The 10,077-nt window shown below is 58.7% G+C and carries 11 protein-coding genes and 1 pseudogene; 7 read left to right on the top strand and 5 right to left on the bottom strand.

The window, feature by feature from the left end:
• Nucleotides 1-153, bottom strand: a pseudogene (locus ACIOWE_RS18700) (ShlA/HecA/FhaA protein); the annotation flags it as partial.
• Nucleotides 154-603: 450 nt separating this feature from the next.
• Here ACIOWE_RS18700 and ACIOWE_RS18695 point away from each other — a divergent pair.
• The 3 genes from ACIOWE_RS18695 (at nucleotide 604) to ACIOWE_RS18685 (ending at nucleotide 2,330) form a co-directional block, all read left to right on the top strand.
• Complete coding sequence (locus tag ACIOWE_RS18695) at nucleotides 604-879, top strand: hypothetical protein (RefSeq protein ID WP_129390663.1); 276 nt, start codon at nucleotides 604-606, stop codon at nucleotides 877-879.
• Nucleotides 880-1,135: 256 nt separating this feature from the next.
• Nucleotides 1,136-1,717, top strand: a complete 582-nt coding sequence (locus tag ACIOWE_RS18690; protein ID WP_201238653.1) for a papain-like cysteine protease family protein — start codon at nucleotides 1,136-1,138, stop codon at nucleotides 1,715-1,717.
• Nucleotides 1,718-1,730: 13 nt separating this feature from the next.
• Nucleotides 1,731-2,330, top strand: coding sequence for a hypothetical protein (locus ACIOWE_RS18685; RefSeq protein WP_401394294.1), 600 nt, complete (start codon nucleotides 1,731-1,733; stop codon nucleotides 2,328-2,330).
• A gap of 62 nt (nucleotides 2,331-2,392) precedes the next feature.
• Here the strand turns inward: ACIOWE_RS18685 and ACIOWE_RS18680 are convergent, their stop codons facing one another.
• On the bottom strand, nucleotides 2,393-3,733 hold the full coding sequence (locus ACIOWE_RS18680; RefSeq protein WP_201238655.1) for a DEAD/DEAH box helicase: 1,341 nt from the start codon (nucleotides 3,731-3,733) through the stop codon (nucleotides 2,393-2,395).
• Between the two features lie 192 nt (nucleotides 3,734-3,925).
• On the opposite strand from ACIOWE_RS18680, the gene ACIOWE_RS18675 reads away from it, so the two are divergent.
• Nucleotides 3,926-5,224 carry a mechanosensitive ion channel family protein gene (locus ACIOWE_RS18675; protein WP_401394291.1) on the top strand — a complete coding sequence of 433 codons (1,299 nt, stop codon included), beginning with the start codon at nucleotides 3,926-3,928 and terminating at the stop codon, nucleotides 5,222-5,224.
• A gap of 123 nt (nucleotides 5,225-5,347) precedes the next feature.
• On the opposite strand, the gene ACIOWE_RS18670 is transcribed toward ACIOWE_RS18675, so the two are convergent.
• The 3 genes from ACIOWE_RS18670 to ACIOWE_RS18660 form a co-directional block, all read right to left on the bottom strand.
• Nucleotides 5,348-6,214 carry a carboxylate/amino acid/amine transporter gene (locus tag ACIOWE_RS18670; protein WP_401394288.1) on the bottom strand — a complete coding sequence of 289 codons (867 nt, stop codon included), beginning with the start codon at nucleotides 6,212-6,214 and terminating at the stop codon, nucleotides 5,348-5,350.
• Between the two features lie 343 nt (nucleotides 6,215-6,557).
• Nucleotides 6,558-7,157, bottom strand: a complete 600-nt coding sequence (locus ACIOWE_RS18665) for an FMN-dependent NADH-azoreductase (protein WP_201238658.1) — start codon at nucleotides 7,155-7,157, stop codon at nucleotides 6,558-6,560.
• 230 nt (nucleotides 7,158-7,387) lie between these two features.
• Nucleotides 7,388-7,702 (bottom strand): 3-phosphoglycerate kinase, encoded by a 315-nt coding sequence (locus ACIOWE_RS18660; protein WP_401394285.1) that lies wholly within the window; start codon nucleotides 7,700-7,702, stop codon nucleotides 7,388-7,390.
• Between the two features lie 49 nt (nucleotides 7,703-7,751).
• Here ACIOWE_RS18660 and ACIOWE_RS18655 point away from each other — a divergent pair, with 49 nt between their 5' ends.
• From ACIOWE_RS18655 to ACIOWE_RS18645, 3 genes are read left to right on the top strand one after another with little or no spacing between them, the layout of a single operon-like run.
• Nucleotides 7,752-8,675: a LysR family transcriptional regulator gene (locus ACIOWE_RS18655; protein WP_025110609.1), complete on the top strand. Its 924-nt coding sequence runs from the start codon at nucleotides 7,752-7,754 to the stop codon at nucleotides 8,673-8,675.
• A gap of 14 nt (nucleotides 8,676-8,689) precedes the next feature.
• A complete protein-coding gene (locus ACIOWE_RS18650) occupies nucleotides 8,690-9,493 on the top strand; it encodes an alpha/beta fold hydrolase (protein ID WP_401394282.1) in 804 nt (267 codons plus the stop codon).
• A gap of 3 nt (nucleotides 9,494-9,496) precedes the next feature.
• Entirely contained in the window at nucleotides 9,497-10,060 is a 564-nt protein-coding gene (locus tag ACIOWE_RS18645; protein ID WP_201238661.1) for a peptidylprolyl isomerase, read from the top strand.
• The last annotated feature ends 17 nt before the right edge of the window (nucleotides 10,061-10,077 follow it).

Here is a 10,077-nt window from a genome sequence, read left to right as displayed (position 1 = left end):
AATGCCGTCGGCCTGCGCCCACATCGGTTGCCAGAACATGACGTTCGCCAAGAGAAATGCCAGGCCGCGCTTGGGCATGCCCAGAAAGTGCTCGCGGTTTTTTTCGACAGCAGCAGGCTGACGAGCAAGAAAGGCGTATTGGCGAACGTCCATGTTTAACTCTCAATTGCAATGGCAATGGCAAAGGGGTCGGGGAAAACGACAGGCAAAGCAATCCCTGCCCGGTAGGAAACAGTCCTGCCGGAAGAGTGAAAGAACCAAATGGGGATAAATGCGCGCTTTGGTCAGAACGTCCAAAACGGTGCGAAACATTCGCAAGATAGCCTGCGAAAAGTCTGCTCGATCCCTCGAAAACGCACGCTGATATCAATGTGATGGCGCGATGGTAGATTGCCATCATTCTGACGTCAATAAGTCGTAACGCAGCTTTTTCGTCGACCGCTCTAGAACGCGGCTTTGCGTGACAATTCTGCTTTTTTGGCGGAAATGGCGACTCGTTAGTCACACAATACGAAGTTACTGCCGCAGCAAACCACTGAACTTTTTACGACCGGAAACCCTCAACCGATTAACCCGCATTAACCGGAACCGAGGCTGCCCTCCATGAAGACTTTGATCAAACTCACCCTCGCCGCCACGCTCGCCTGCGCCCTGCCCGTTTGGGCCTGCACGCCGGAAGAAGCCACCGCCAAACGTGAACAACTGGCCAAGGAAGTCGCCAAGCTCACCGAGCAGAATCCGGCCAAGGCCAAAGAGATCAACGCTGAGTTGCAGAAGATGGATCTGGGCACAGCCAGTGCGGATCTGCCGGACAAATGTCAGTTGATTGATCAGCGCTTGAAAGAGCTGGATTCCGCCGAGAAGAAGACCGAAGGCTAACAGCAAGTCAAAACATCGCGGCCTCCGGCAGCCCCTACCCCCCTGTAGAAGCTGCCGAAGGCTGCGATCTTTTGACCTTGAAAATGCACTAATGCATTTATTTATTTGCATTAACGCATATCCACAACTACGGTTACATCGAGCAAGGAGATCGGCACCGGCCATCGGAGATGGCAACCGTTGAACACCGATCGCTCTGTAATACCGCAACACCCACACAAGCTGGACGCTTGTTTTCACTCATGGAGGATTGAAAATGTTAACCACTGAAGCAACCCGATTCACCGGCGAAACCCTGCCAAGGTGCCTGATCGGCCATCTGCTTGACCCGCAACTGGTCGAAGTCGAAGCCGCTGCACAGGTCCACGCGCTGGCCGCCAGTCTCAACTTCAACATGCAAAAGCAGACCCAGACCAACTGGTGCTGGGCCGCCGTTTCCGCCTCGGTCGGCAACTACTACGGCACCGGGTCCTGGACCCAGTGCGGGGTGGCCAGCTCGGCACTGGACCGCAACTGCTGCAATCAACCCGGGCCGTGCAACGTCTATGGCTATCTGGACACCGCGCTGCGGATCACCCGCAGTTACAACGGCATGAATCAGGGCTCACTGCAGATGTCAGCCATCCAGAACCAGATCAGTATGGGCCGACCGGTCGGCCTGCGTTGCGCCTGGTACGGCGGCGGTGCGCATTTCCTGACGATCTACGGCACCAACGGCGATTACGTGCTGGTCGCAGACTCGATCTTCGGCTACTCGACCCGTGCACTGAATGCCTTCCCCCGTTCCTACAACGGCGGCGGCAACTGGACCAACACTTACTTCACCGTGAAAAACTGAGGAGGGCGACATCATGCAACTGACTTATCCAAAGGCGCCTTCCAATGGCGTACAGACCTTGCGCCCGGCGCTGCAAGCCGCCCTGCAAACCCGGGGCTTTGGCGCCAACCGCCAATTCGCCAGCGCCGCTGCGGCGAAGATCAGTCTCAGCGAGGCTTACCGTGGTTACTCGCTCAGCCTGGACGACCTGAGCAACGGCAAAGGTCTGCGAGATGCACGGATCGGCGATTGGCATTACCTGGTGTTTGCCGACGATGTAACAATTGCCGATGCACAATTGGCCGAAGTGCGCGGGCATGTCGAGTTCGCCTCGTTGAACCACGGCGACCTCGCCGCTGCCACGGTGGGTGCGCTGAAACTGGCGGAGCAATCGCCGCAATTGCACGGCAAAACCGTTGAGCTGCGGCTGTTTTTTGTGTCTGCGCTCAACGTTGTGGCGATCTGGCTGCATGCTGACGGCGAAGAGCTGCTGATTCCGATCGAGCCGACGCCCAAAGACCTGGCCGTCACTCGGTTGTACAGCGAGGCCGCCCTGCTCGCCGCATTGAAACCTGCGGCTGATCAGGCGAAACGTCGCTTCGATGCCGACACCAGCGGCCTGTTGGGCAACTGACAAACGCTGGACGAAAAAAAACCCGGACACTGTCCGGGTTTTTTCTGTGTGCCTGAAACGACTTACTCAGCTGCAGGCTCTGCCGGCTTGCGGCGCTTGAGCGGGGCCATGCCGTCGCTGCTCACCAACGAGTCAGGCTTGGGACGGTTGACGCTCTTGCGCTTGGTCGGCGTCTTGGCGGCGGTTTTCTTCTTGTCGCCCTTGGCGTCGGTCTTTTTCTTCTTCACACCAACGGCTTTGCCCGAGGCCTTGACCTTTTTCGGTCCACCGTAGGTGCCTTTGACTTCCTTGATGGTGCGGCGCTCGAAGCTCTGCTTCAGGTAGCGCTCGATGCTCGACATCAGGTTCCAGTCGCCGTGGCAGATCAGCGAGATCGCCAGACCGTCGTTGCCGGCGCGGCCGGTACGACCGATACGGTGCACGTACTCGTCGCCGCTGCGTGGCATGTCGAAGTTGATCACCAGATCCAGGCCATCAACGTCCAGACCACGGGCCGCCACATCGGTGGCAACCAGAATCTTCACGCCGCCCTGCTTCAGACGGTCGATCGCCAGTTTGCGATCCTTCTGGTCTTTCTCGCCGTGCAGCACGAACGCCTTGTATTCCTGAGCCACCAGACGACCGTAGATGCGGTCAGCCATGGCGCGGGTGTTGGTGAAGACGATGGCCTTCTGGTAGGTCTCATTCGCCAGCAGCCAGTTCACAATCTGTTCTTTGTGCTGGTTGTGGTCGGCGGTGATGATCTGCTGACGGGTCGTCGAGTTCAGTTGGCTGACCGCGTTGAGCTGCAAGTGCTCAGGGTTGTTCAGCACCTTGGCGATCATCTCGCGCAGGCCGGAACCACCGGTGGTGGCGGAGAACAGCATGGTCTGTTGACGGTTCGGGCATTCGTCGACCAGACGCTGTACGTCTTCGGAGAACCCCATGTCGAGCATACGGTCAGCTTCGTCGAGCACCAGCACTTCGACTTCTTTGAGGTCGAGGTTGCCGGCGTTGAGTTGCTCGATCATCCGGCCCGGCGTACCGATGAGGATGTCCGGCACCTTGCGCAGCATCGCCGCCTGCACCTTGAAGTCTTCACCGCCGGTGATCAGGCCGGATTTGATGAAGGTGAACTGCGCAAAGCGCTCAACTTCCTTCAACGTTTGCTGGGCCAGCTCGCGGGTCGGCAGCAGGATCAGGGTCTTGATGCTGACGCGAACCTTGGCCGGGCCGATCAGGCGATTGAGGATCGGCAGGACGAAAGCGGCGGTTTTGCCGCTACCGGTTTGCGCAGTCACCCGCAAATCACGCCCTTGGAGCGCCAGCGGGATAGCCGCGGCTTGCACAGGCGTTGGCTCGACAAATTTCAGCTCGGCCACAGCTTTAAGCAGGCGTTCGTGCAGGGCGAATTGGGAAAACACGGGTGCTACCTCGAAGATATGCAAAAAAACAGCTGCATAGGTTACCGGTTTCGAGCGCTCAGGCCGAGTTTCTTTATACAAACGGCGCTAATCAGTGCTTTTTTTGTTGCTCGATTTGTCTCTTACGGTAATACACAGCGGCTTAAATGCTCTAATCGCCCATCGCGTCTTTACAGAAGAATCGTTTCTCTCATGGATTTCAAACAGCTCTGGCTCAACGCCCAGGACCTCTGGGGCACCCTCGAACAGCATCCGGTTTTGCAGGCAGGCCTCGCGTTGACCTTGCTGCTGGTGATCGCGCTGGTACTCGGACGAGTGGCGCGCTATCTGATCCTGCATGCCAGCCGCATGCTCGGCCGCCAGCCCGCCCTGCACTGGATCAACGACTTTCGCCACAACAAGGTGTTTCAGCGTCTGGCGCAGATGACGCCGTCGCTGGTGATCCAGTTCGGCTTGCACCTGGTGCCCGAACTGAGCAAAACCGCGATGACGTTCCTTGGCAACGTCGCACTGTCGTTCACCATCCTGTTTCTGCTGCTGTCGATCAGCGCCCTGCTCAATGCCTTGCTCGACATCTACGCGCGCACCGAACATGCCCGCACCCGTTCGATCAAAGGCTACGTGCAACTGGCGAAAATGGTCTTGTACGTGTTCGGCGCAATCATCATCGTCGCCACGCTGATCGACCGTTCGCCATTGTTGCTGCTCTCGGGTCTGGGTGCGATGTCGGCGGTGATTCTGTTGGTCTACAAGGACACCCTGCTGTCGTTCGTCGCCAGTGTGCAACTGACCAGCAACGACATGCTGCGGGTCGGCGACTGGATCGAGATGCCGCAAGTCGGCGCCGATGGCGACGTGGTCGACATCACGTTGCACACGGTCAAGGTGCAGAATTTCGACAAGACCATCGTCTCGATCCCGACCTGGCGGCTGATGTCCGAGTCGTTCAGAAACTGGCGCGGCATGCAGCAGTCCGGCGGGCGACGGATCAAGCGCAGCCTGTTCATCGACGCCAGCGGCGTGCGCTTCATCCGCGATGATGAAGAAGAAAAACTCTCCCAGGTGCACCTGCTGACCGACTACATGAGCCGCAAGAAAGCTGAACTCAAGGCGTGGAACGAGGCGCAGGGCAATGTGGCGGCGATGTCAGCCAACCGTCGGCGCATGACCAACATCGGCACCTTCCGCGCGTTTGCCCTGGCGTATCTGAAAAGTCATCCGGAGATCCAGCCGAACATGACCTGCATGGTCCGCCAGATGCAGACCACGGCGCAGGGCATTCCGCTGGAAATTTACTGCTTCACCACCACCACGGTATGGGCCGATTACGAGCGGATCCAGGGCGATATTTTCGATTATCTGCTGGCGGTGCTGCCGGAGTTTGGGCTGAGCCTGTATCAGCAGCCGAGTGGTGGGGATTTGCGTTCGGGGCTGTTGCCTGCGGTGCTCGGCTCAGCCCACATTCCCGAGCCACAAAAACACCTGATGTAACGCCACTGAAACCTGTGGGAGCGGGCTTGCCCGCGATGAGGGAGTGTCAGCGAGAAACTCATCGTCTGATACTCCGCTATCGCGGGCAAGCCCGCTCCCACAGAGATATTTGTCAGTCGGAAGTCAGCTGGTAACTGGTGATTTTCGGATACCCAGTCGGCTGATCCATACAGCGGCAAGGATGACACTCCCGCCGAGGAACAATCTGCCCAGTTCCTCATGCTGATTCCAGATCAGCAGGTTCAGCAGCAGACCCACCGGCACATGCAGGTTGTTCATCACTGCCAGCGTGCCGCCGTTGACCATGCACGCGCCCTTGTTCCACCAGTACAGCCCCAACGCGGTCGAGACCAGTCCGAGGAACACCAGCACGCCCCATTGCAGCGGTGCTTCCGGCAGGAAGTTCGCTTTGCCGAACATCAGGAACGCCGGCAACACCACCGCCAGAGCGCCGAGGTAGAAGAAGCCGAAACGCCGATAATGCGGCAGATCACTGGGGTGTTTCGCCACCAGATGCTTGTACAACACCTGCCCGGCGGCGTAGGTGAAGTTGGCCAGTTGCAGCAGCAGGAAGCCCATGAAGAAGTCCGGACTGATGCTGTCAAAACGAATCACCGCCGCGCCGCCCACCGCCACCAACGCCGCAATCAGCGCCCATGGGTTGAACCGGCGGTTGAGCGCATCTTCGATCAGTGTCACATGCAGCGGCGTGAGGATGGTGAACAGCAACACTTCCGGCACGGTCAGCACGCGGAAGCTCAGGTACAGACAGACGTAGGTCACGCCGAACTGCAACGCGCCGATCAGCAGCATGCCGCGCATGAACGCCGGTTCCACTGAACGCCAGCGCGTCAGCGGGATGAACACCAGCCCGGCCAGCACCACACGAACCAGCACTGCAAAGTAACTGTCGACATGACCGGCAAGGTATTCGCCGATCAGACTGAAGGAAAACGCCTGGATCAGCGTGACAAAAAGTAGATAGCCCATGCTCGCCTCGGTTTCGAATGGCGGCGACGATAGCGGGTTTTGCGCAAGACCGCGAACCCTCGAACAATACAACTCCCTGTGGGAGCGAGCCTGCTCGCGAAGGCAGAGTGTCAGGCGGCGGAAACTTGTCTGACAGACCGCTTTCGCGAGCAGGCTCGCTCCCACAGGGGATTTGCGTCGTTTAAAAAATACAGGCAAAAAAAAGCCCGATCTCGCTAAAGCGTTCAATCGGGCTACAGCACTCAGGAGCAACAAGTGCAAAGGGAGGTTCGATGCGCGTAGAGCCTTGAAGGGGTTGCGCCAGGTCACTTAAACAATCGGCGATTATCTGGCGATTAACATATCAAGCGACCTGGGACAGCTTGGCGTTGGCCTGATTCAAGCCCTTCTCCTGGAAGTCGCCGCCCAGGTTCATGCCTTCAGCGTGGATGAAGGTCACATCGTGGATGCCGATGAAACCCATGACCTGACGCAGGTACGGTTCCTGGTGATCGGCCGGGCCGCCGGCGTAGATGCCGCCGCGAGCAGTCAGCACATAGGCGCGCTTGCCGCTGAGCAGGCCTTGCGGGCCGGTTTCGGTGTACTTGAAGGTCACACCGGCACGCAGCACATGGTCGAGCCAGGCCTTGAGGGTGCTCGGGATCGCGAAGTTGTACATCGGTGCGGCCATGACCAGCACGTCGGCGGCCAGCAACTCATCGGTCAATTGGTTGGAACGATCCAGCGACGATTGTTCATTGGCGTTGCGTTGCTCGGCGGGCTTCATCCAGCCGCCCAGCAGATTGATATCCAGGTGCGGTACCGGGTTCACGGCGAGGTCACGAACAGTGATCTGATCGGCAGGATGCGCTGCTTTCCACTGACTGATGAAGGTCTGGGTCAGTTGACGGGATACCGAGTCTTGCTGGCGGGCGCTGCTTTCGATGATCAGAACGCGGGACATGTTGTGTAGCCTCCATCCGAGAATGTTGTAGGTCGATGGAGTGAAGGTTAAACAGAGTCGAATCGATGAAAAAGCGCAAATAATTGCTATAAAGCATCGATAAATTCGTTTATAAGCTGACACATACCTTTGTAGGAGTGAGCCTGCTCGCGATAGCGGTGTATCGGTCGACATCGATTGATCTGACACACCGCTATCGCGAGCAGGCTCACTCCTACAGGAGGCGACTGTTATTTCGGGGTGCAGGTCAGCTTGATGCGCAGTTTGATGATCGTGCGGGTGAACTTGGCCGTGGCGTTTTTGTGTTTGCCGGCCGCCACTTCGATATTGCGCGTACGCGGCGCTTCCGGACCGTTAGTGAATACGGCCTTGCAGACAGCATCGACATCGCCGTAGTTGGCCACCCGAATCGAGCCAATATCGTTGTCGGTGTCGTAGGTCTCGTAGTCGATCTTGAGGCCGTTGAGATCCTTTTCCACATCGATCGGATACGCAAACGCCGTCAGCGGCAGCAGCGCCAGCAACACACAACAGATTTTTTTCATTCGGCAGTCTCCATGAGGGACCGCCAGCTTAGGACAAGAGGAGCTATTGATGAAAGCGCCCCGCGTGACCCTTGATCAATGGCGAACATTGCAGGCCGTGGTCGACCATGGCGGCTTTGCGCAGGCCGCCGAGGCCCTGCACCGTTCGCAATCGTCGGTGAGCTACACCGTCGCCCGCATGCAGGATCAGCTCGGCGTGCCGTTGCTGCGCATCGACGGGCGTAAAGCGGTACTCACCGAAGCCGGAGGCGTGTTGCTGCGCCGCTCGCGACAACTGGTGAAACAGGCCAGCCAACTGGAAGACCTCGCCCACCACATGGAGCAAGGCTGGGAGGCCGAGGTGCGGCTGGTGGTCGACGCGGCCTATCCGAGTGCGCGCATCGTCCGCGCGTTGACCGCGTTCATGCCGCAGAGCCGTGGTTGCCGTGTGCGTCTGCGCGAAGAAGTATTGTCCGGCGTTGAAGAAGTGCTGCTCGAAGGTGTGGCCGATCTGGCCATCACCGGCCTGAGCATTCCCGGCTACCTCGGTGCTGAACTGAGCGATGTCGAGTTCGTCGCTGTCGCCCATCCCGATCACGCCTTGCATCGGCTCAATCGTGAACTGAGCTTCCAGGATCTGGAAACCCAGATGCAGGTGGTGATCCGCGACTCCGGCCGCCAGCAACCACGCGACGTCGGCTGGCTCGGCGCCGAACAGCGCTGGACCGTCGGCAGCCTCGCCACCGCCGCGACATTTGTCAGCAGTGGCCTGGGTTTCGCATGGCTGCCACGGCACATGATCGAACGCGAACTCAAGGAAGGTACGCTCAAGCTGCTACCGTTGGATCAGGGCGGCAGCCGCAACCCGAGCTTCTACCTGTACTCGAACAAGGACAAACCGCTGGGCCCGGCCACGCAAATCCTCATTGAATTGCTGCGTACCTTCGACACCTTGCCGCTGGACGCACCGTTCGCCGCCCCCGAACAAGCCTGACACGGAGTTCACCGATGGCATATTTCGAGCATGAAGGTTGCAACCTGCACTACGAGGAATATGGCCACGGCACGCCGTTGCTGCTGGTTCACGGGCTCGGTTCGAGCACGCTGGACTGGGAAATGCAGATCCCGGCGCTGGCTGCGCATTACCGGGTGATCGTCCCTGACGTGCGCGGCCACGGTCGCTCCGACAAGCCCCGCGAGCGCTATAGCATCGCCGGCTTCAGCGCCGACATGCTTGCCCTGATCGAGCACTTGAAACTCGGCCCGGTGCACTACGTTGGGCTCTCGATGGGCGGCATGATCGGCTTCCAGTTCGGCGTCGATCAGCCACAACTGCTCAAGAGCCTGACCATCGTCAACAGCGCCCCCGAAGTCAAAATCCGCAGCCGCGACGACTACTGGCAGTGGTTCAAGCGCTGGAGCCTGATGCGCGTGCTCAGCCTCGCCACGATCGGCAAAGCGCTGGGCAGCAAACTTTTTCCAAAACCGGAACAGGCCGATCTGCGGCAGAAAATGGCCGAACGCTGGGCAAAAAACGACAAACGTGCTTATCTCGCCAGCTTCGATGCGATTGTGGGCTGGGGGGTTCAGGAACGACTTTCCCGAGTGACCTGTCCAACCCTCATCGTCAGCGCCGACCGTGACTACACACCGGTGGCACTGAAAGAAACCTATGTAAAACTGCTGCCCGATGCGCGGCTGGTGGTGATCGCCGATTCACGCCACGCTACCCCGCTCGATCAACCCGAACGTTTCAATCAAACGCTGCTGGAGTTTCTTGCCGCAGCCGATATTCAATCTCAGGATCACTGACCCATGCTGAAAAAACTCGCCCTCGCCGCCGGTACCGTGCTGTTCGCTGCCAACCTGATGGCGGCCACGCCAGCCAAGGCGCCACACGTGCTGCTGGACACCACCAACGGCCAGATCGAAATCGAGCTGGATCCGGTCAAGGCGCCGATCAGTACCAAGAACTTTCTGGATTACGTCAACAGCGGTTTCTACACCAACACGATTTTCCACCGCGTGATCCCGGGCTTCATGGCTCAGGGTGGCGGTTTCACCCAGCAAATGTCGCAAAAAGAAACCAAGGCACCGATCAAGAACGAAGCCAGCAATGGTCTGCACAACGTTCGCGGCACCCTGTCGATGGCGCGTACTTCCAACCCTGACTCGGCCACCAGCCAGTTCTTCATCAACGTGGCTGACAACGCATTCCTCGACCCGGGCCGTGACGCCGGTTACGCGGTGTTCGCCAAAGTGGTCAAGGGCATGGACGTCGTCGACATCATCGTCAACTCGCAAACCACCACTAAAAGCGGCATGCAAAACGTGCCTGTCGACCCTGTGATCATCAAGTCGGCCAAAGTCATCGACTAAGCTGCACAGGGCGTTTC

The organism is Pseudomonas sp. NPDC087598 (genome assembly GCF_044743525.1).
In the GTDB taxonomy this organism is placed as follows: Bacteria; Pseudomonadota; Gammaproteobacteria; order Pseudomonadales; family Pseudomonadaceae; genus Aquipseudomonas.
The sequence above is the reverse complement of the archived record's forward strand: the minus strand, read 5'-3'. Positions and strand labels throughout refer to the sequence as shown.